This is a genomic window from Mesorhizobium sp. WSM4806, from assembly GCF_055811635.1.
Map to the genome: position 1 here is coordinate 138,008 of NZ_JBVVQZ010000016.1, position 22,875 is coordinate 160,882.

At 64.1% G+C, this 22,875-nt stretch carries 10 protein-coding genes; 8 read left to right on the plus strand and 2 right to left on the minus strand.

The annotated features are described in order from the left end of the window. The first annotated feature begins 153 nt into the window (after positions 1 to 153). The 6 genes from AC0L2M_RS23595 to AC0L2M_RS23620 all read left to right on the plus strand — a co-directional run bounded on the left by AC0L2M_RS23595 (position 154) and on the right by AC0L2M_RS23620 (position 16,735). Positions 154 to 2,082 carry an autotransporter assembly complex protein TamA gene (locus AC0L2M_RS23595; protein ID WP_128170172.1) on the plus strand — a complete coding sequence of 643 codons (1,929 nt, stop codon included), beginning with the start codon at positions 154 to 156 and terminating at the stop codon, positions 2,080 to 2,082. After that, positions 2,082 to 9,998, plus strand: a complete 7,917-nt coding sequence (locus tag AC0L2M_RS23600) for a translocation/assembly module TamB domain-containing protein (RefSeq protein ID WP_473536060.1) — start codon at positions 2,082 to 2,084, stop codon at positions 9,996 to 9,998. The genes AC0L2M_RS23595 and AC0L2M_RS23600 overlap by 1 nt, the downstream gene beginning before the upstream one ends. A gap of 384 nt (positions 9,999 to 10,382) precedes the next feature. After that, on the plus strand, positions 10,383 to 12,038 hold the full coding sequence (locus AC0L2M_RS23605; protein ID WP_287173564.1) for an ABC transporter substrate-binding protein: 1,656 nt from the start codon (positions 10,383 to 10,385) through the stop codon (positions 12,036 to 12,038). Positions 12,039 to 12,262: 224 nt separating this feature from the next. After that, positions 12,263 to 13,297, plus strand: coding sequence for an ABC transporter permease (locus AC0L2M_RS23610; protein ID WP_128174268.1), 1,035 nt, complete (start codon positions 12,263 to 12,265; stop codon positions 13,295 to 13,297). Between the two features lie 12 nt (positions 13,298 to 13,309). Beyond that, positions 13,310 to 14,467 carry an ABC transporter permease gene (locus AC0L2M_RS23615; protein ID WP_128174266.1) on the plus strand — a complete coding sequence of 386 codons (1,158 nt, stop codon included), beginning with the start codon at positions 13,310 to 13,312 and terminating at the stop codon, positions 14,465 to 14,467. A 51-nt stretch (positions 14,468 to 14,518) separates the two neighbouring features. Then, the gene (locus AC0L2M_RS23620) at positions 14,519 to 16,735 is read left to right on the plus strand and encodes a dipeptide ABC transporter ATP-binding protein (protein ID WP_473536061.1); all 2,217 of its coding nucleotides are present in this window, start codon (positions 14,519 to 14,521) and stop codon (positions 16,733 to 16,735) included. A gap of 13 nt (positions 16,736 to 16,748) precedes the next feature. Here the strand turns inward: AC0L2M_RS23620 and AC0L2M_RS23625 are convergent, their stop codons facing one another. Beyond that, positions 16,749 to 17,339, minus strand: coding sequence for a transglycosylase SLT domain-containing protein (locus AC0L2M_RS23625; protein WP_128174262.1), 591 nt, complete (start codon positions 17,337 to 17,339; stop codon positions 16,749 to 16,751). Positions 17,340 to 17,556: 217 nt separating this feature from the next. Between AC0L2M_RS23625 and AC0L2M_RS23630 the strand changes: the two genes are divergently transcribed. After that, the gene (locus tag AC0L2M_RS23630) at positions 17,557 to 19,095 is read left to right on the plus strand and encodes a trimethylamine methyltransferase family protein (protein WP_287173562.1); all 1,539 of its coding nucleotides are present in this window, start codon (positions 17,557 to 17,559) and stop codon (positions 19,093 to 19,095) included. 247 nt (positions 19,096 to 19,342) lie between these two features. Beyond that, a complete protein-coding gene (locus tag AC0L2M_RS23635; RefSeq protein WP_473536062.1) occupies positions 19,343 to 21,784 on the plus strand; it encodes a GcvT family protein in 2,442 nt (813 codons plus the stop codon). 99 nt (positions 21,785 to 21,883) lie between these two features. Here AC0L2M_RS23635 and AC0L2M_RS23640 read toward each other — a convergent pair whose 3' ends face one another. Then, complete coding sequence (locus AC0L2M_RS23640) at positions 21,884 to 22,660, minus strand: VOC family protein (RefSeq protein WP_419693812.1); 777 nt, start codon at positions 22,658 to 22,660, stop codon at positions 21,884 to 21,886. Between the last annotated feature and the right edge of the window lie 215 nt (positions 22,661 to 22,875).

Genomic DNA, 22,875 nt, shown 5'->3' on the forward strand with positions numbered 1-22,875 from the left:
GGGATCACGCTTTCTCGCGGCGACGCAGAAGGTGTGAATTCCAAGCCCTGTCCATTTCAGACAGTTGGATTGTGGCATTTGGATTGTGGCCCGTTTACGAGCAATTCAGAACTTCATTCCAATTTTAGCTTTGGCCGCTAGTGTAGAGTTGTAATGTCGGCGTATGAAAGGCAGATGTCGGGAGGAACCGCGCCACGGCGCGTGTTTTCGCTCGCCTTGCTTTCCGCCTTGCTATGCTCGACTGCACTGATTGGCGCGAGCGGAAATGCGGCCGCTTTCGAGATCTTCGGCATCAAGCTGTGGGGATCGTCGGAGGATGAAGATGCCGACATCGTCGATCCGCTGCGCTATGCGGTGACCATCGAGGCGCCCGACGCCGACGAGGATCTCGCCGAAAAGCTCGAAAACGCCTCGGCGCTGAAGGACGACGAAGAACGTCCGGTCTCCGGTTCGCTCGGCCTGCTGGCCAAGGCGCGTGCCGACCGCGATCAGCTTGTCGCCGCCCTTTATGCGGACGCCCGCTACGAGGGCGTCGTCACCATTACCATCGAAGGCAAGCCGCTCGACGATTTGCCGCCGGACGCCGAATTCTCGGGTCCGCAGCCGATTCCGGTGGTGATCAACATTGCGGCCGGGCCGAAGTTCACGCTTGGCGACATCAGGCTGGAGGGCGATGCGGCGGGGCTGTCGGGCGCCGATTTCGGCCTGATCGCCGGCGGCGATGCAGGTTCCGGTGCCGTGCTCAAGGCCGAGGCGTCGATCGTGCGGGCGCTCAAGGAGGACGGCAGGCCGCTGGCCAAGGTGACCGCCCGCGAGATCGTTGCCGATCACGCCACCTCGACGCTCGACGTGGCGCTGACCGTGGCCGCCGGGCCGGTTGCCGGCTATGGCGACACCACGGTCGAAGGCACCGAAAAGGTCGACCGCGATTTCACCGAATACATGACCGGCCTGAAGCGCGGCCGCCAATATTCGCCGGAAGAGGTCGATGAGGCGCGCGACCGGCTGCTCCGGCTGGAAGTCTTCAACAGCGTCACGCTGAAGGAGGCCGACAGTCTCGACGCCGGCGGCAACATCCCGATCGGCGTCGAAGTAAGCGAGCGCAAGCCGCGCTATTTCGGCCTTGGCGGTACCTTCTCCAACACCGAGGGGCTCGGCCTCGAAGGCTATTGGGGTCACCGCAATCTGTTCGGCCGTGCCGAAAAACTGCGCATCGAGGGTGAAATCAGCGGCATCGGCAGCAACGAACTGACCGAGCTCAACTACAATGCCGGCATCATGTTCGAAAAGCCGGGCGTGGTCGGGCCGGCGTCTAAATTCTTCGCCGGCGCCAACACCGTGCTGGAGCATCCCGACGCCTACGACCGTTTCTCGGTCAAGGGCAACACCGGCCTGTCGTATGACCTCGACCGGCAGCAGACGGTTTCGGCGGAAGTCGCGCTCGACTATTCGAAGATCACCGATTCCTTCGGCAAGCACACTTTTCTGATCGCCAGCATTCCGCTGCGCTATGTCTACGACAACCGCGACAACCGGCTCAACCCGACGACCGGATTCAGGGCGCTGGCCTATGCCGAGCCGAGCTACGACATTTTGAACGGTGCCGCCTTCGTCAAGCTTAGGGGCGAAGGATCGGCCTATCAGTCGCTCGACGCGGCCTCGAAGTTCGTCCTGGCCGAACGCGTCGTCATCGGCTCGATCATCGGCGCCGGCCTTCAGGATGTTCCGGCCGACCGGCGCTTCTATTCCGGCGGCGGCGGCTCGGTCCGCGGTTATGCCTATCAGGGCATCGGTCCGAAGGACGCCGACGGAGAGCCGATCGGCGGGCTGTCCTTCTTCGAGACCTCGTTCGAGATGCGCATCGCCATCAACGACACGATCGGCGTCGTGCCGTTCGTCGATGCCGGCACCGTCTCGACCGATCAATTCCCGGATTTTTCCGGCATGAAGGTCGGCGCCGGCGTCGGCTTGCGCTATATTACGCCGTTCGGACCGTTGCGCATCGATGCGGCGGTGCCGCTCAACCCGGATCCCGACGACCCGGATTTCGGCATCTATGCCGGTATCGGCCAGGCGTTTTGATGACAATGTTCAAGCGCATCCTTCGCATTGCCCTTTACACGCTGCTCGTCCTGGTGGCGGCGGTGGTCGGTGCGCTCGTCGTGCTGACCAAGACCGAGCGCGGCCGCGCCAATCTCGCCGGCATCATCTCGACCGTGGCGTCGACCGATGACCAGAAGGTCACGGTCAGCGGCATCGACGGCATCTGGTCCGGCGCGCTGACGGTCGACCATGTGGTGCTGGAGGATCGCCAGGGCGCCTGGCTGGTGGCGCGCAAGGTGGCCGTCGACTGGTCGCCGCTGGCGCTTCTGTCGAAAAACTTCAGCGCCGGCCGCATCGGCGCCGATCGCATCGAACTGGCGCGGCTGCCGGCGGCCGGCACGCAGCCGAGCCAAGGTGGCGCCACCACGCTGCCGGTGTCGCTCGACATCAAGCAGATCGACCTGCCGGAAATCGCGCTCGGGCAGGCGCTGGTCGGCAGCGGTATCGCCGAGCTCGCCGCCAAGGGATCGTTCAAGGCCGATGCGGCGCCATTGGCGCTCGCAACCAGCCTCAACATCACCCGCCGCGACGGCAAGCAAGGCAAGCTCGACGCCAACATCCATTTCGCGCCCGCCGACAACAAGCTGGACCTCGATCTGAAGGCGTCGGAGCCGGCCGGCGGCATCATCGCCAATCTGCTCAAATTGCCGGATGCGCCGCCGGTCAACATCGTCGTCACCGGCACCGGGCCGGTCGCCAATTGGAGCGGCATCGGTACCTTCGTCGTCGACGGCCAGATCGTCACCCAGCTCACAGGTCGCCACCAGCTCACCGACAAGGGCAACTATGTCGAGGCCAAGGGCGACGGCGACTTCCAGCGCTTCTTGCCCGACAATCTGAAATCCTTGTTTGCCGGCAAGACCAGCTTCGACCTCGCCGGAACCGCGATCGTGACGGGCGGCGTCGAGGTCGAGCGCGCCAGCATCGACAGCGATGCCGTGCATGGCACCGCCGCGGGCATCATCGACCCCAACGGCGCCAGCGACCTTTCGGTGGAACTCGCCGCCAAGGGTCCACCAATCGTGCTCAGCCTCGGCGCCGCGGCGCAGCCGGTGACGGTCGCGATCACCGGCGCCACGGCTCGCGCGTTCGGCGGCGGCAAGGCGCCGATAATCGACATCGGCGCGTCCCTGGTCTCGGTGGTGGCGGGCGGCACGCGGGTGGACGATCTGGTGGCCGAAATCCATTCCGACGGCTTTGACATCCAGGACCGCAGCGGACCGGTCACCATCAAGCTTATCGCCGGCGGCCTGAACACCGACGTGGCGACGCTGGCGCCGCTGGTGACCGGCAGGGTCACCGCCGACCTCGCCGGGTCGGTCAGCAAGGACGAGATCGTCGTCGATCAAGGCACGCTGCGCAGCGATGCGCTCAATGCCTCGGTGACATCCAAGGTGACGCTGGCCGATCTGGCGATGACGCTCAAGATGAATGCCGATGCCGTCTCGACTGCGCTGCCGCCGCAGATCCGCCCGGTTCTCGGCGAGCGTGTGACATTCTCGGCGACCGCGACCCGCGACCCGCAAGGCTTGTTTGCCGCCAATGCGCTGCAACTCAATTCGGGCTCGCTCAGCGCCAGCGGCACCGCCAGCGCGACGGGCACCGACATCCAGGCCGACATCAGGGGCACGCTCGGCGATGTCTCGGTGCTGTCGCCGATGGTTGGCGTACCGGTCGGCGGGGCCGTCAATTTCGCGCTGACGGCGAGCGGCGCGCGCTCGGCGCCGGATTTCTCGGTCTCGGCCGACAGCGACAGCCTGACCGCGTCGGGCCGGACGGTCAAGACGATCAAGCTGACAGCGACGGGCAAGGCCGACATCGTCAATCCCGCTGCCGATGTCGCACTGACAGGGTCCGTCGACGACCAGCCGCTCGATCTCAGGGCATCTTTGGTGACGCGTGACGGAACGCGTTCCCTCAACGGGCTTAGCCTGTCGCTGGCCGACAACAAGGTCTCGGGCGATCTCGTGCTCGACGACAGCTTGCTGCCGCTCGGCACGCTGACCCTCGAAGCGCCCGATATCGGCCCGCTGGCCGCGCTTGCCGGGCAGACGGCGGCCGGCGACGTGCAGGGCAGCATCCGCCTCTCGAATGATGGTGGCGCGCCGACGGTAGTCATCGATATGACGAGCGGGTCTATTTCCCGCGGCGATCTGGCGGCGAAGACCATCGCCGTCAAGGCGCTGGTCGCCAACTTTCTCAAGGCGCCGGCGATCTCCGGCACGATCAAGGCCGACACGGTCACATCAGGCGCCACCGTGATCAGCGGCATCGATGTCGATTTGAAGCGCGACGGCGACTGGACCGGGTTTTCCGGCGGCGCCACCGTTGCCGGAATTCCGGCCAGGGCCGAAGGCAGGGTGAGGATCGCGGACGGCACGACAAGCGTCGAAATCGCTTCCGGCGAAGCGACCATTCGCGGCATCAAGGCGGCGATCGCGCAGCCGTCGACCCTGAGCATCGCCAATGGCGCGGCCAGCATCGAGAAGCTGATGCTCGATGTCGGCGGCGGATCGGTGACAGTCTCCGGCACCGCCGGCCAGACGCTCGATCTCGCGGCAGAGTTTTCCGGGCTGCCGGCCGCCCTGGCCAATGATTTTTCACCCGGCCTCGACGCCGCGGGCACACTCGGTGGAACGGCGCATGTGACGGGACCGTCGGCAGCCCCTGACATTCGTTTCAATGCGCAGCTCAACGACGCCGAGACCAGCCAGACCCGCCAGGCGGGGCTTGGGCAGCTCAACCTCGATGCGGCAGGCAGCTTCTCCTCCGCCGGCGGCGTCGCCATCGACCGCGCGACGCTTTCAGGAGACAAGATTTCCGGCAAGGCAGCCGGCACCATCAATCCGAACGGCGCCAGCGATTTTTCGCTCGACCTGGCCTCGACCGGCCCGAGCCTGCCGCTGGCGCTTGGCAGCACCGAGAGCCCGATCAAGCTCGAGTTGCAGGCGCTGTCGGTGGAGGTCGCGGGGCAGGGCACGCAATCGACGCTGAATATCTCCGCGACACTGCCGTCGGTCGCCACCAACCTCGCCAAGGCCGAAGGCATCGCGCTTGCGCTCCATTCCGACGCCTTCGATCTGAAGGGCCGAACAGGGCCGATCTCCGGCACGGTGACGGCGGACAAAATCGGCCTGGACAATCCGACCATCGCGCCGCTGCTCGCCGGAAAGATTACTGCCAAGGTCGCCGGCGATCTCGCTACCGATACCATCGTCATCGACAGCGGCTCGGTAACGAGCGAGGTACTGGACAGCGGCTTTAATGGAAGGGTCTCCCTGGCCGATGGCGCCATCGATCTCAACCTCAGGGCGGTTGCGGCTTCCGCGGCACTGCCGGCGGCAGTGCGCGGCGTGCTCGCCGAGCGGACGCAGCTCAGCGCGGCACTGAAGCGCGACGCCAACGGCAATGTTATCGCCAACGCCATCAGGCTGGTATCAGGTGCATTCAGCGCCGACGGGCAGGCCAGCCTCGCCGACAACAAGGTCAGCGCCGACGTCAAGGGCGCGCTCGCCGACATCTCGCTTCTGTCCGGGGATGCCAAGGGCGCCATCACCTTCGCGCTGAACGCGCAAGGCGCCAACACCGCGCCCGACCTGTCGCTGACGGTCAACAGCGACCGGCTTTCGGTGGCGGCGCGAGAAATCACCGGGCTAAAGCTCACCGCGACGGGGAAGGGCGACATCGCCAGCCCGGCGGCCGATATCTCGCTCACCGGATCCGTCAATGACGAGCCACTCGATTTCAAGGCGTCGCTGGTAACGCGCCAGGGAAAGCGGTCCATAAACGGACTAAGCCTGTCACTGGGCGACAACAAAGTTTCCGGCGACCTTGCTCTCGACGATCGATTCCTGCCGCTCGGCACGGTTGCGCTGGATCTACCCGATATCAGTCCGCTCGCAGCCCTGGCGCTGGAAAAAGCTGACGGCGACGTGCGTGGCACGATCGTCTTCTCGAAGACCGGCAATGCGCCTCATGTCGCCATCAAGGCGACCACAGATTCAATTTCGCGCGGCGATCTTTCGGCAAAGACGGTCACCATCGATGCGCTGATTGCCAACTATGTCGCCGCACCGGCGATCTCCGGTAAAATCCGTGCCGACAGCGTCACCTCCGGCGGCACCGTGATCAGCGGCATCGATGTCGATTTGAAGCGCGACGGCGACTGGACCGGGTTTTCCGGCGGCGCCACCGTTGCCGGAATTCCGGCCAGGGCCGAAGGCAGGGTGAGGATCGCGGACGGCACGACAAGCGTCGAAATCGCTTCCGGCGAAGCGACCATTCGCGGCATCAAGGCGGCGATCGCGCAGCCGTCGACCCTGAGCATCGCCAATGGCGCGGCCAGCATCGAGAAGCTGATGCTCGATGTCGGCGGCGGATCGGTGACAGTCTCCGGCACCGCCGGCCAGACGCTCGATCTCGCGGCAGAGTTTTCCGGGCTGCCGGCCGCCCTGGCCAATGATTTTTCACCCGGCCTCGACGCCGCGGGCACACTCGGTGGAACGGCGCATGTGACGGGACCGTCGGCAGCCCCTGACATTCGTTTCAATGCGCAGCTCAACGGCGCCGAGACCAGCCAGACCCGCCAGGCGGGGCTTGGGCAGCTCAACCTCGATGCCGCAGGCAGCTTCTCCTCCGCCGGCGGCGTCGCCATCGACAACGCGACGCTTGCCGGGGACAAGATTTCCGGCAAGGCTGCCGGCACCATCAATCCGAACGGCGCCAGCGATTTTTCGCTCGACCTGGCCTCGACCGGCCCGAGCCTGCCGCTGACGCTCGGCAGCACCGAGAGCCCGATCAAGCTCGAGCTGCAGGCGCTTTCGGTGGAGGTCGCGGGGCAGGGCACGCAATCGACGCTGAATATCTCCGCGACACTGCCGTCGGTCGCCACCAACCTCGCCAAGGCCGAAGGCATCGCGCTTGCGCTCCATTCCGACGCCTTCGATCTGAAGGGCCGAACAGGGCCGATCTCCGGCACGGTGACGGCGGACAAAATCGGCCTGGACAATCCGACCATCGCGCCGCTGCTCGCCGGAAAGATTACTGCCAAGGTCGCCGGCGATCTCGCTACCGATACCATCGTCATCGACAGCGGGTCGGTGACGAGCGACGCGCTGAACAGCGGCTTCAATGGAAGGATCTCGCTGGCCGACGGCGCCATCGACCTCAACCTTAAGACCGATGCCGTTTCCGCGGCGCTGCCGGCGGCAGCGCGCGGCGTGCTCGCGCAGCGGACGGAACTCAGTGCCGCGCTGAAGCGCGACGCCAATGGCAATGTCACCGCCGATGCGATCAGGCTGGTATCCGGCGCGCTGACCGCCGACGGGCAGGCCAGCCTTGCCGACAACAAGCTCACCGTCGACATCAAAGGCGCGCTGGCCGACATCTCGCTTCTGTCAGGGGACGCCAACGGCGCCATCACCTTTGCGCTGAACGCGCAAGGCGCCAGCACCGCGCCCGACCTGTCGCTGACGGTCAACAGCGAGCGGCTTTCGGTTGCCGAACGCGAGATCACCGGGTTGAGCCTCACCGCCACCGGCAAGGCCGATGCCGCCAACCCGGCGGCCAATGTCCAACTGACCGGAAACGTCGCGGGCCAGCCCCTGCAAGGCAGCGCCGTGCTGGCGACGTCAAACGGCAAGCGCGCCATCGACGGGCTTTTGCTGTCGCTCGGCAAGAACCGGATATCAGGCGACCTGGCGCTTGACGAGGCGTTCGTGCCTGAAGGCACCGTGGCGCTCGACCTACCTGACATCGGACCGCTGGCAGCGCTTGCGCTGGAAAAGGCGGAAGGCGACGTGCGCGGCACGATCGTGTTCTCGAAGACCGGCAATGCGCCTGGCGTCACCGTCAAGGCTTCGACGGCGTCGATTACACGCGGTGATGTTTCGGCGAAGACGGTGACCATCGATGCATCGATCGGCAACTATCTCGCGGCACCGGTGATCTCCGGAAAAATCCGGGCCGACAGCGTCACCTCCGGCGACACCGTCATTCGCGGCATCGATGTCGATCTCACCCGTGACGGCGACTGGACCGGCTTTTCCGGCGGCGCCACCGTCAAGGACATTCCGGCCAAGGCGGCCGGCCGCGTCAGGGTCGCCAATGGCACGACGACGGTTGAGCTCGCCTCCGGCCAGGCGACGATGCGCGGCATCAAGGCGGCGATCGCCCAGACCTCGACCATCACCACCGCCAACGGCACCACCAGCCTGGACAGGCTCGCACTCAACCTCGGCGGCGGCACGGCGACGGTTTCGGGCAAGGTCGGGGAGGCGCTCAATCTCAACGCGACGCTGGCGCGGGTGCCGATGTCGCTCGCCAACAGTTTCTCGCCCGGCCTCGATGCCGCCGGCACGATCTCGGGCACGGTGAAGGTGACGGGCGCGCCGGCCAATCCGGCCGTCGCCTTCAAGGTCGACGCCGCAGGCGTCCAGACGTCGCAGACCCGCGGCGCCGGTTTCGGCGGCATGGGTGTTTCGTCCTCCGGCACGTTTTCCGGCAACCGACTGACCTTCGAGGCCAACATGAGCGATGCCGCCGGTCTCGGCCTCAAGGGCGGCGGCACGATGACGACATCAGGCACGCCGACGCTTGATCTCGACTTTTCCGGCAAGGTGCCGTTCGCCTTCCTGACCCGGACACTGGCCGCACAAGGCCTGTCGTTGAGCGGCACTGCCGACGTCAATCTGAAGGTGCGCGGCCCGGCGACGGCGCCGGTGATCACAGGCACGGTCCGCACGTCAGGTGCCCGCCTGATCGATGCACGCTCGGGACTTGCAATCAACGACATCACCGCCGATGTGGCGATCGGCGATGGCGTCGCCAGGATCAACCGCCTGACCGGCAATTTGTCGACGCGCGGCAGCCTGTCGGCCAGCGGCACGGTCGGCATCAATCCGGCGCAAGGCTTTCCGGCCGACCTGTCGGTCAAGCTCGTCGACGGTCGCTACACCGACGGCAGGGTGGTCACCGCCAATCTCGGCGGCGACCTGACCATCAAGGGGCCACTCGCATCGGCGCCGTTGATCTCGGGTACGATCAACCTGGCCAAGACCGTCATCACCGTTCCCGAAAAGTTGCCGGGCTCGCTGGCGGCGCTCAACATCAGGCACAAGAACGCACCGGCCGCCGTGCGCGCGCAAGACAAGGCGTTGCGTCCGGCGACGGCGAGCAGCAGCAGCGGTGGTGGCGGCCTCAACCTCGATGTCACGGTCAACGCGCCCAGCCAGATCTTCATCCAGGGCAGGGGCGTCGATGCCGAGCTTGGCGGTTCGCTGCGGCTGACCGGCCCGGCATCGTCGCCGCAAGCGGTCGGCACCTTTGACTTGCAGCGCGGTCGGCTGTCGATCCTGGCCAAGCGGCTGACCTTCACCGAAGGCACGGTCGGCTTTTCGGGGTCGCTGGTGCCCTATCTCAATCTCACGGCGACATCGACGACGAGCAGCACCACCGTCACCATCGTGGTGTCGGGCGAGGCGACCAATCCGAAATTCAACTTCTCGTCGGTGCCGGCATTGCCAGAGGACGAGGTCCTGGCGCAACTGATTTTCGGCCGCTCGATGTCGAACCTGTCGCCGCTGCAGATCGCCCAGCTTGCCGAAGCCGCCGCGCAACTGGCCGGCATCGGCGGCTCGACCTCACTGCTCCAGAACCTGCGCAGCGCCATCGGCGTCGACGATCTCGACGTCGTCACCGACGAGGAGGGCGGCACCGCGGTCTCGGCCGGCAAATATCTCAACGACCGCACCTATGTGACGATCCAGAAGGGCGACAAGCCGGGTTCGGGCAAGGCGGCGATCGATCTCGACGTCGGCCGCGGCGTCAAATTGCGCGGCGAAGCCACCGATGCCGGCGAAGCCAAGGGTGGCATTTTCTACGAACGCGAGTACTGAAGCCGGCCTGCGTGGCCGGCAGTCCGACAGCCCTCGTCGCCGTTCTGGCACTCATCCGCGATCGGCCGGCGCGGTGCAAAGCTTCGCGCATGACCGCGAGAATCGAAATCGATTTCGGCGCAAAATCAAACCGCTACAGCGTCCGTTGCGCGCCCGACGGGACGTGCGGCGGGGTAGTGAATGTCTCAGTTTGATCGATGCCGGAGATTCGAACGAAATCTGCCGGGCAATAGCAATTTTGCGCCAAGACTGTCGTTATCACGCGAACTGCTTCCCTTCCAAAGTTGCACATTCCTTGGCATGTTCCCAATCCGGTGCCGTTTTTGACATCACGGCCCGGATGCGGAATGGTAAAAGGCAGAAAGCCAACAATGGGAGTTCTCGATGACAATCTACAAGAGTAATGGCGACCGCGTTCCGGATCACATCCATGCGATGGCCCAGGAAGCCAGGGCCGGACGTGTCGATCGCCGCGAGTTTCTCGCTTTGGCCAGCGTCTTCGGCGCGTCCACGGCGATGGCCTATGGCATGCTCGGCCTCGCCGACCCGACGCCGGCGAGAGCGCAGGACGCGCAGGGCAAGAAAGGCGGCATACTGAAGGTCGCTATGTGGATCAAGGATCCGAAGGATCCGCGCAAGGCCGACTGGTCGGAAATCGCCAATGCCGAGCGCCAGGCGCTCGAGCCGCTGGTCAAGTACACGAACGAATACACGTTCCGCCCCTACCTGCTCGAGAGCTGGGACGTCAACGACGACGCCACCGAATACACGCTGCATGTGCGCAAGGGCGTCACCTGGAACAACGGCGATCCGTTCACCGCCGACGATGTCATCTTCAACTTCAAGCGTTGGGCCGACAAGAAGGCCGAAGGCAATTCCATGCCCGGTCGTCTCGGCTCGCTGGTCAAGGACGACAAGCTGGATGAGAGCGCCGTCACCAAGGTCGACGAACACACGGTCAAGCTGACGCTCAGCTCGCCGGATATCGCGCTCATCCCCAACGTGTGCGACTATCCCGGTCTCGTCGTCCACAAGACCTTCGACGAAAAGGGCGGCGATTTCAAAGCCTGCCCGATCGGCACCGGCCCATTTGAACTGGTCTCCTACGATGTCGGCCAGAAGGTCGTCTACAAACGCCGCGAAGACAACAAGTGGTGGGACGGTGAGGTGTTTCTCGACGGCGTCGAGTTCATCGACTATGGCACCGATCCGGCGGCGATGGTCAGCGCTTTCGAAGCCGGCGAAGTCCATACCAATTTCGAGACGTCGGCCGACTATGTGTCGATCCTCGACGGTGTCGACCTGGTCAAGTCCGAGGTGGTCACCGCTTCGACGATCGTCTGCCGCACCAATGTGACCAACAAGCCGTATGACGATCAGAAGGTTCGCAACGCGCTGCAGCTTGCGGTCGACAACGCTGTCGTCCTGCAGCTCGGCTACGGCAATGCCGGCACAGTTGCCGAAAACCACCATGTCTCGCCGATCCATCCGGAATACTTCGAGCTGGCGAAGATTGCCCGCGATCCGGCCAAGGCTAAGGCGCTGATGGCTGAAGCCGGCCAGGCCGACTTCGAGCACGAGCTGATCACGGTCGACGAAGACTGGCACAAGAACACCGGCGATGCGATCGCCGCGCAGATGCGCGACGCCGGCATCAAGGTCAAGCGTACGGTGCTGCCGGGCTCGACCTTCTGGAACGACTGGACCAAATACCCGCTGTCGATGACCAACTGGAACATGCGGCCGCTCGGCGTCCAGGTTCTGGCGATCGGCTATCGCACCGGTGAAGCCTGGAACGAGACAGGCTGGGCGAATGCGGAGTGGGATGCCAAGCTCAACGCTGCGCTCGCCGTTGCCGACCCCGCCAAGCGCAAGGAAATGATGAAGGACATCGAGCAGATCCTGCAGGATGCCGGCATCATCATCCAGCCTTACTGGCGCAAGCTCTACAGCCATTCGGTCGCTTCCGTTAAGAACTACGCCATGCACCCGACCTTCGAGCGCGACTACGGCAAGGTCTGGCTCGACGAGGAGGCCTGATCGGATCGATCGTGGAAGGGGCGGTTCGCCCCTTCCACCCACGCCATGCATGATCCCACAACCGCAGGTCGGCGCAGAAAAAAAGCGCAGACTCTTCGGAAAGGGGCGTGCAATAAGACAGGGTTGATCGCATTCTGAGGGTCCGTTTGACAGCCAGCTCTGCCGATTGCGGCCGAGCTGGCTCCGAGCCGGCCTCAACCCCAACCAGCCGGCAGGGGACCGCCATGCTTTCTTTCATCCTTCGACGCCTCGGCACCATGGCATTGACGATGCTGTGCCTGACGATGGTCGTGTTCTTCCTGATCAATCTCGATCCCAATCTGAAAAAGCTGGCGATCAGCCAGACTGAAATGCACACCTCGGCCGAGCAGCTCGAAAACTGGCTGGTCAATCATGGCTACCGCCAGAATTTCTTCTCCCGCTATGGCCAATGGCTGGGTATCGTACCCAAACAGCCGGTCACAGACCCGGCAACGGGCAAACCCACGCGACGTTTTGCCTTCTGCAACGATCCTGTCGAGCCGACGTTCTCCGGCGTGCTGCAGGGTGACTTCGGCTGCTCGACCAAGTTCAAGACGACGGTCGCGTCGAAGCTTTTCCCGGCGCTCGGTGCTACCGGAATCCTGATGTTCTGGGTGCTTGTGGTGATGGTGCCGATCTCGCTGCTGATCGGCATCCTCGCCGGCATGCGCGAAGGCTCGCGAACCGACCGGACCTTGTCGGTCGCCTCGATCGCCTCGACGGCGACGCCCGAATATGTCTCGGGCGTCATTTTCACCGTCATCTTCGCCTCATGGCTCGGCCTGCTGAACGGTTCGGCGGCTTCCGCCAGCCGGGGCATCACCTTCTACAACTTCACCTTGCCTGTGATGACGCTGGCGATCTATGGCATCGGCTACATCGCCCGCATGACCCGCGCCTCGATGGTCGAGGTGATGACGCAGCAATATATCCGCACCGCCCGGCTGAAGGGCCTCTCCTTCGGCAGCGTCGTGGTCAAGCACGCGCTGCGCAACGCGCTGATCGCGCCATTCACCGTCATCATGCTGCAATTTCCCTGGCTGCTCACCGGCGTCGTCATCGTCGAGGTGATGTTCCGCTACCAGGGGTTTGGCTACACGCTGGTCGAGGCGGCCGGCAACAACGATATCGATCTTTTGCTCGGCTGCTCCCTGGTCTCGGTGTTCATCGTCCTGATCACGCAGCTCATTTCCGATGTCGGCTACGCGTTTCTCAATCCGCGTATCAGAGTTCAATAGGGGATCGAGCGGATGCAGCTTGAATATATCGGCGCCTTCAATGTGGTGCTTGGCGTGCTTGCGCGTTTCTGGCCGGTCTGGATCGCTCTCGTCGTGGTGATGGGGGCGAGCTTCGCCTACAAGAAGAGGCTTGGCCTCTACGGTCAGCTCTTCGACAGCAGCGTCGGCATCGTCGGCGTCGGCATCTGCCTGTTCTGGCTGTTCACGGCGATCTTCGCGTCGACCGTCTCGCCGTTCAATCCGCTTGTCCAGATCCCGATCATGAAGGACGCGCTGCCGGGCGCGGTCGAGCCGCAATCGGGACTTGTCTACCTGTTCGGCGGCGACAAGCTTGCCCGCGACGTGTTCAGCCGCATGGTCTACGGCAGTCAGATCGTGCTGATCATCGCGCCGGCGGCGACCGGGTTTGCGCTGATGGTCGGCATCACGCTCGGTCTGCCGGCCGGCTATTATGGCGGCAGGATCGATACGGTGCTGTCATTCCTCGCCAATCTGGTGCTCGCCTTCCCGGTGATCCTGCTGTTCTACCTCCTGGTGACGCCGGGCATCATGGAGACACCTATCCCCTATGCGATGGCCGGCCTGTTCTTCATGTTTCCGATCATCTTCTTCAGCGTGCTGTTCTGGACGCGCTACAAGAAACGGCCCGACCGCCTTTACATCCTCTTGGGGCTGACGCTGATCATTGGCGGCTGGGTCTATGCCGGCCTGGTCTTCGATGCCGATCCGTTCAGGATCATCCATATCGATCCCAACCAGCTCAACATCTTCGTGGCGGTGGTGTTCGCCTCCAGCCCCGGCGTGTTCCGCATCGTGCGCGGCCTGGTCATGGACATCAAAACGCGCGACTATGTGGCAGCGGCGCAGACGCGCGGTGAATCGCCCTGGTACATCATGCTGTGGGAGATACTTCCCAATGCGCGCGGGCCGCTGATCGTCGATGCTTGCCTGCGTATCGGCTACACCACGATCCTGCTCGGCACGCTCGGCTATTTCGGCCTGGGGCTGGCGCCCGAGAGCCCGGACTGGGGCACCGCGATCAAGGATGCCAGCCGGCTGCTGCGCTCCTTCATCCATCCGGCGCTGCCGCCGACGATCGCGCTGATGTCGTTCGTGCTGGGCCTTAATCTGCTGGCCGACTCGCTGCGTGAGCAATCGATGAAAGATTGATGTACGGGTTCTCGACCCGATATGCTGAAAGAACCAGGATTGGAGCGACCCATGAATGAGGCAGTTCGAAATCCCGCCAAGCCGACCAATGGGCCGATCATCGAGATCGAGAACCTGTCGATCTCCTTCTTCACCCGCAAGGGCGAGATACCGGCCGTCATGGATTTTTCCTGCACGGTCATGCCTGGCGAAGCGATGGGCATCGTCGGCGAATCCGGCTGCGGCAAGTCGACCGTGTCGCTCGGCATCATGCGCGACCTCTCCAACATCGGAAAGATCGTCGGCGGCCGGATAAAGTTCCAGGGCAAGGACATGGGCGAGCTGTCCGACGAGGAACTGCGCGCCATCCGCGGCAACAAGATCGCGATGATCTACCAGGAGCCGATGGCCAGCCTGAACCCGGCGATGAAGGTCGGCCAGCAACTGATGGAAGTGCCGCTGATCCACGACAAGGTGTCGAAGGAAGAGGCTTATCAACGCGCGCTGGAAATGGTGCGCTCGGTCAGGCTGCCCGATCCGGAGCGGATGATGCGCTCGTTTCCGCACCAGCTTTCCGGTGGCCAGCAACAGCGCATCGTCATCGCCATGGCGCTGCTGTCGAAGCCGGCGCTGCTGCTGCTCGACGAGCCGACGACGGCGCTCGACGTGACGGTCGAAGCCGGCATCGTCGACCTGGTCAAGGGACTTGGCGAGAAGTTCGGCACCTCGATGATCTTCGTGTCGCACAATCTCGGCCTGATCCTGGAAACCTGCGACCGCATCACGGTGATGTATTCGGGCGAAGCGGTGGAGACCGGCAAGATCAAGGACGTCTTCGACCGGATGCGCCATCCCTACACGCAAGGCCTGTTCCGCTCGATCCCGCTGCCTGGCGCCGACAAGAATTCGCGGCCTCTGATCTCAATCCCGGGGCAATTGCCGCTGCCGCACGAGCGGCCGAAGGGCTGCAATTTCGGCCCCCGCTGCCACCATTTCGTCGAGGGCGTCTGCAACGCCGCAGAAATCCCGATGATCGCGGTCGACGGCCATGAAGGCCATTTTTCGCGCTGCGTGCGCTTCAACGAGATCGACTGGGAAGCGCTGCCGCCCGGCGCCAAGAAGGTCAACGAGCGCGTCGAGCCCGGCGCGCCGGTGCTCAAGATCGAGGATCTCAAAAAGTACTACAAGGTCGGCGGCAGCGAGGTGTTCGGCTCGAGCGAGGGCCGCGTCGTCAAGGCCAATGAGACGATCTCCTTCATGGCGCGCGAATCCGAGACCGTCGCCATTGTCGGCGAGTCCGGCTGCGGAAAGTCGACGCTGGCCAAGGTGCTGCTCGGACTGGAGACGGCAAGCTCCGGCAGCGTGACGCTCGGCAACCAGCAGATCCAGTCGATCGGGGTCGAGAACCGCAGCGTCGAGACGGTGTCGTCGATCCAGATGGTGTTCCAGAATCCGTTCGACACGCTCAATCCCAGCCATACGGTCGGCTCGCAGATCATCCGCACGCTGGAAAAATTCAATGTCGGCAACACCGTTGCCGATCGCCGCAAGCGCATGCTGGAACTGCTCGACCTGGTGAAGCTGCCGCGGGCGTTCGAGACCCGCAAGCCGCGCCAGCTTTCCGGCGGCCAGAAGCAGCGCATCGGCGTGGCGCGGGCTTTTGCCGGCGATGCCAAGGTGGTGGTGGCCGACGAGCCAGTCTCGGCGCTCGACGTGTCGGTGCAGGCGGCGGTGACCGAACTGTTGATGGACATCCAGCGCAAGAACAAGACGACGATGCTGTTCATCAGCCACGACCTGTCGGTGGTGCGCTACATCGCCGACCGCGTCGTCGTCATGTATCTCGGCTATATCGTCGAGCAGGGCACGACCGACCAGATCTTTTCGCCGCCCTATCATCCCTATACCGAGGCGCTGCTGTCGGCGATCCCGATCGCCGATACCAGCGTTATCAAGAAGCACATCGTGCTGGAGGGCGACATCCCGTCGGCGATGAACCCGCCAACCGGCTGCCCGTTCCAGACCCGCTGCGGCTACAAGAAGCTGGTGCCGGACAATCTTTGCGAGACGCAGGTGCCGCCGGTCAAGCATCTCGGCGACGGTCATATGAGCCTGTGCTGGCTTGCCGACGACGTGCTGGCGAAAATGGAGCCGGTGATCAAGTTCGACAAGGAGCATGCCGCCAATGAAGGCGTGCCCGACGACGCGCCGCAAGGCATCGGTCCGGGCTTTGCCGGCGCTCCGCCGCAGCGTCCGCATGGCAAGAGGCCGAAGCTGACGGACGATTAGATCCGTGGCGCCATCAACGCGCGCATTGGCGTAGCTGCGCGGCGTAGTCCCGAGCCATCTGCTCCGTGGCCCGCGCATAGCGCTGCACGCCGGCATCGCCGCGGTTGCCGCGGCCATAGGCCGTCCAGCCGAGATAATAGGCCAGATAGAGATTGTAGGTGTCGTTGCGGGCGACGCCGAGCGTGTCTGATGTCTTGGAATGATACCAGCCGACGAAATCGACGGCATCGGCGAAGCTGGTGCGGCGCGCCGCCCAGCTGCCGGTCTCGCTCTGATATTGCGCCCAGGTGCCGTCAAGCGCCTGCGAGAAGCCGGTGGCGCTGGAGGCACGTTTCCAGGGAATGAAGCCGAGCAGTTTCTTGCGCGGCGGCCTGGCGTTGCTCTTGAAGCCGGATTCCTTGCGCACCGTCGCCATCAGCACGGGAACCGGCACGCCGTGCTTCCGTTCGGCGCGTTCGGCCGCCGCCTGCCAGTTGTCGAACCAGCCGTCATTCTGGTCGAAGACGGCGCAGACATTGTTGATATGGCTCGGCGGCGTCGCGCAGGCCGACAGCGCCAGCAGCACGGTAACGGCTACAATTTTGCTAAAACTCGACCTACCCATTGGAAGAGGATTAGGCTGGAATCATAAAGGGAATCTTGCAGCGTTCCTTAACGGCTGATCGGCCGCTTTGGCCGGGACACAGCGAGGATAGATATTCCGACGTTTTCCGTCGCTTTTGTCGGCACGAAATCCCAAAATGCCGCCTTGGCTAAAATCGCGCCCGCAGGTGGCGGATTTCTGACAGCCCGATCGTCGTGCCGGCGCTTTGATGCGCCGCATGACCGAACCGAGACGCAAGCGCGGCGCCGAGCGAACCAGCAACAGGGGACCGGCCGCCATCCCGCAACTGCCGTTGCGCCGCGTGACAAATCCCTATCCGCCGATGGCGATGCTCTCGGCCGATCAGATCGAGGCGATCCACCAGGCGTCGATGCACATTCTGGAGAATTTCGGCATCGAGGTGATGAGCCCGCGGGCGCTTTCGCTATTCGAGAAGGCCGGCGCCAAGGTCAATCATGCGTCGATGACTGTCCGCATCGACCGCGGCATGGTCGACGAGGCACTGAAGACGACGCGGTCCAGCTATACGCTGACGCCGCGCAACCCGGCCCACACAGTCCATCTCGGCGGCAACACGATCAATTTTACGCTCGTCGCCGGACCGCCGAACGTGCATGACATGGAACGCGGCCGGCGCGCCGGCAATTTGCGCGACTATTGCGACCTCACCCGGCTGGCGCAGCATTTCAACTGCATCCACATGCTCGGCAATCAGGTCTGCGCACCGGTGGAACTGCCGGCCAATTCACGCCACCTCGACACCTATTTCGCCAATCTGACGCTGACCGACAAGAGTTTTCACGTCTCGGCGATCGGCCGCGGCAGGGCGCTGGACGGCGTCGAAATGATGGCGATTTCGCGGGGCTTGAGCCTCGACCAAATGCGCGACGATCCCGGCGTCACCACCATCATCTCGGTCAACTCGCCGCGCCGCTTCGACGAAATGATGGCCGAAGGCCTGATGACCATGGCCGAGTTCGGCCAGTCGGTTGCGGTGACGCCGTTCACGCTGATGGGGGCGATGAGCCCGGTGACGCTTGCCGGCGCGCTGGCGCAACAGAACGCCGAGGCGCTGTTCGGCGTGGTCTTGACGCAGCTTGTCCGCCCTGGCGCCCCGGTCATGTATGGCGCCTTCACCTCCAATGTCGACATGAAGTCCGGTGCGCCGGCCTTTGGCACGCCGGAGAACACCAAGGCCAACATCGCCTCCGGGCAATTGGCGCGGCGCTATGGACTGCCCTACCGGACGACGCCGGGCTCGGCCTCCAACGCGGCCGACGCGCAAGGCGCCTATGAGACGCTGATGGCGCTGTGGGGTGCGGTGCTCGGCCACGGCAATCTCGTCTACCACGCAGCCGGCTGGCAGGAGGGCGGGCTGACCGCGTCGTTCGAAAAGTTCATCATCGATGTCGAGATGATCCAGCACATGATGGAGTTTTTGCGCCCGATCGAAGTCAACGAGGCGGAACTCGCCGTCGAGGCGCTGGGTGCGGTGCCGACCGGCGGCCATTTCTTCGGCGAGCCGCACACGCTGGAGCGCTATGCAACCGCCTTCTACCAGCCGATGCTCTCCAATTGGCAGAACTACGAGGCCTGGCAGGAGGCCGGCGGGCTAGACACCACGGCGCGGGCGACGCGGCTGTGGAAGAAGGCGCTGGAAGATCATGTCGAGCCGACGATGGATATTGCGGTGCGCGAAGCGCTGGAGGCGTATGTGGCCAGGCGCAAGGAAGCGATCGGGCAGGGCGAGCCGTGATGGTCGAAGGCTTGCGCTCGTGTACCCCCCTCTGTCCTGCCGGACATCTCCCCCTCAAGGGGGGAGATTGGCTGTCACGTTCTCCTTCGCCAATCACCACCGTTGAAAAGAGCGCGGCGGCGTTGAAACTGCCAATCTCCCCCCTTGGGGGGACCTTGAGGAGGAGATGGCCGGTAGGCCAGAGGGGGGTGACTTGGCTCCTCCCTCATCTCACCCCTCCAACTCCCTGAAATAATGAGAAAAACCCATGAAATCGCATGCTAAGGTCGTGGTCATTGGCGGAGGCGTCGTCGGCTGTTCCGTGCTGTTCCATCTCGCCCGTCACGGCTGGACCGACATTGTGCTTCTGGAGCGCGACGAGCTGACTTCCGGCTCGACCTGGCACGCGGCCGGCGGCATGCACACGATCAATGGCGATCCCAACGTCGCCAAGCTGCAGAAATACACGATCTCGCTCTACAAGGAGATCGAGGAGCTGTCCGGCCAGGCGACCGGCGTGCATCTGACCGGTGGCGTGCTTTTGGCGGCGACCGAGGCGCGGCTCGACTGGCTGCGCGGCGTTGTCGCCAAGGGCCGCTATCTCGGCATCGACCTCGAGGAGATCTCGCCTGATGAGGCGGCCGAGTTGATGCCGCTGCTCGACCCGAAACAGTTCGTCGGCGCGGTGCGCAACAAGGAGGACGGTCATCTCGACCCGTCCGGCGTCACCCACGCCTATGCCAAGGCGGCCAGAAAACTTGGCGCCGAGGTCGAGCGCTTCACCAAGGTCGAGGATATCGTGCGCCGCGCCGACGGGTTGTGGCGGATCATCACCAACAAGGGCGAGGTGGTGGCCGAGCATGTCGTCAACGCCGGCGGCCTGTGGGCGCGCGAGGTCGGCCGCATGGTGGGCCTCGAACTGCCGGTGCTGGCCATGGAGCACATGTACCTGATCACCGAGGACATGCCGGAGGTCGCCGCCTGGAACCAGAAGACCGGCACGGAGATCATCCACGCGGTCGATTTCGACGGCGAGCTCTATCTGCGCCAGGAGCGCGGCGGCATGCTGATGGGCACCTATGAGAAGGCCAACAAGCCATGGTCCGAGCTCCAGACACCGTGGAATTTCGGCCACGAGCTTCTCGAGCCCGACATCGACCGCATCGCGCCGTCATTGGAAGTCGGGTTTCGGCATTTCCCGGCCTTCCAGAACACCGGAATCAAGCAGATCATCAACGGCCCCTTCACCTTCGCGCCCGACGGCAACCCGTTGGTCGGGCCGGTGCGCGGCCTGCCTGGCTTCTGGGTCGCCTGCGGCGTCATGGCCGGCTTTTCGCAGGGCGGCGGTGTTGGCCTGGCGCTGTCGAACTGGATGATCGAGGGCGATCCCGGCGCCGACATCTGGGCGATGGACGTCTCTCGCTACGGCGACTGGGCAACGATGGCCTACACCAACGCCAAGGTGCGCGAGAATTATTCGCGGCGTTTTTCCATCCGCTTCCCCAATGAGGAACTGCCTGCCGGGCGGCCGCTCAAGACCACGCCAGTCTACGACCTTTTGTCGGCGAAGGGCGCGCAGTGGGGCGTGGCCTATGGGCTGGAAGTGTCGTTGTGGTATGCGCCCGAAGGCGTCAGGGACGAGTTCTCGTGGCGGCGCTCGAGCGATTTCGAGCATGTCGCAAAAGAGGTGAGGACGGTGCGGACAAGTGTCGGCCTGTCGGAAATCTCGTCCTTCGCCAAATACAGGGTGACGGGCGCGGGCGCGGCGGCCTGGCTCGACCGCCTGCTTGCCTGCAAGCTGCCAAAGCCCGGCCGCATGACGCTGGCGCCGATGCTGAAGCAAGACGGCAGGCTGATCGGCGACTTTTCGCTGGCCAATCTCGGCAGCGGCAATTCCAGCGGGGAGGGCTGGTTCCTCGCCGGTTCCGGCATTGCCGAGCAGTATCATATGCGCTGGTTCGAGGCGCATCTGCCGCAAGATGGCTCGGTCCATATCGAGGCGCTGGGGGCGAGACTGACGGGCCTGTCGATTGCCGGTCCGAGGGCGCGGGACGTGCTGGCAAAAGCCACGCGGGCGGATGTGTCGAATGCGGCGTTTCCGTTCATGGCGACGGCCAGGATGGATATCGGCATGGCGCCGTGCCTGGTCGGCCGCGTCAGCTACACCGGCGATCTCGGCTACGAGATCTGGGTGGCGCCGGAATATCAGCGTGCCGCGTACCAGACCCTGATGGCGGCCGGCGAACACTTCGGCATCGGCCTGTTCGGCGCGCGTGCGCTCAACGCGCTGCGGCTGGAGAAGAATTACGGCTCGTGGGCGCGCGAATACCGGCCGATCTACGGTCCGCTGGAGGCCGGGCTCGACCGTTTCGTCGCCTACGGGAAAGAAACCGATTTCATCGGCAAGCAGGCGGCACTGGCCGAGCGCCAGCAAGGCGGCAAGCTGCGGCTGCGCGCCTTTGTCGTCGATGCTGCAGACGCCGACGTCATCGGCGACGAGCCGATCTGGTTCGACGGCGCCGTGCGCGGCTGGGTCACGTCAGGCGGCTACGCACATCATTCGAAGACGTCCGTGGCGATGGGCTATGTGCCGAAGGAGATCGCCGACGAGGCCGATGGTTTCGAGATCGAGCTCCTGGGCAAGCGCTACACCGCCCGGGTGCAGCCGACGCCGCTGTTCGACGCGAATCTCGTGCGGATGCGCGGGTGAGGGCGCTGCTAGGTGGAGGCTATCCAAAATGCGCGGGGTCGGCAGGACAGAGGGGGGCGCGAAGGATCGCCCACTTCGACAAGCATGACGCCGGCCCAGCTACCGCACCGGCGCCGTTAGCGCGAAATGAGCACCCTGTGGATCCGTGCACATCACGATCCAGCCGCCGCCGGGAACCTCCATCGGTCCCATCAGGATCGTGCCGCCATTATCGGTGACACGCTTGGCCGCCGCGTCGATTGCGGGGACATTGAAATAGAACTGCCAGACCGGCACCGGAACCTGCTCGGGCTTGTTCATCATGCCGCCGACAGGTTCGCCGCCGGCGGCAAACAGCTGGTAGGTGCCCATCGGCCCCATATCCATGGCGTCGCCCTTGGTCCAGCCGAATTGCCCGGCATAGAAATCGAACGCGGCGCGCCAGTCGGTCGTGTAGAGTTCATGCCAGCCGATATTGCCGGGAGTGGTAGCCGGCAACGGCGGCTGGTCAGGGCCAATCGGCTGCAGGAAATTGAAGACCGCGCCTTGCGGATCGGCGACGACGGCAAAGCGGCCGACGCCCGGAATGTCATCGGGTTCGCGGTGAACCGTACCGCCGGCCTCCTTCAGCGATTTCGTCGAAGCATCGACATCCCCGGTATGGATGTAACCGACCCAGGCCGGCGGCATGCCCGTCTTGCGCACTTCGTCCGGCTGCGTCATCAGCCCGCCGACGCCGCGCTCGCCGACATTCATGACGATATAGCGCGGCATGCCGGGCGCGCCGTCGAAGGGCTGCGCCTTCCAGCCGACCACGTCGGTGTAGAACGCTTCGGCAGCGTCGAGATCGGTGGTCATCAGCTCGTACCAGAAGAAGGACGTCGGGGAGTTTGGCATTGTCGTGCTCCTTGGGTTTCCAGTCAGCGATCATGCGTGATCCATCTAGGACGATCTTCGCGACGGAATTCCGACAGCCAAGGCCAATATAGAAAACATGAGTATTGATATCATGTTTTTGTTGTGGCTTTTCAGCGGCTTGCCTCGAAAATTGACCAATTGATAAAAAAACAAAACGTGCTAGCCTTCCGCAAAACAACAAGGAATGGGGAAGC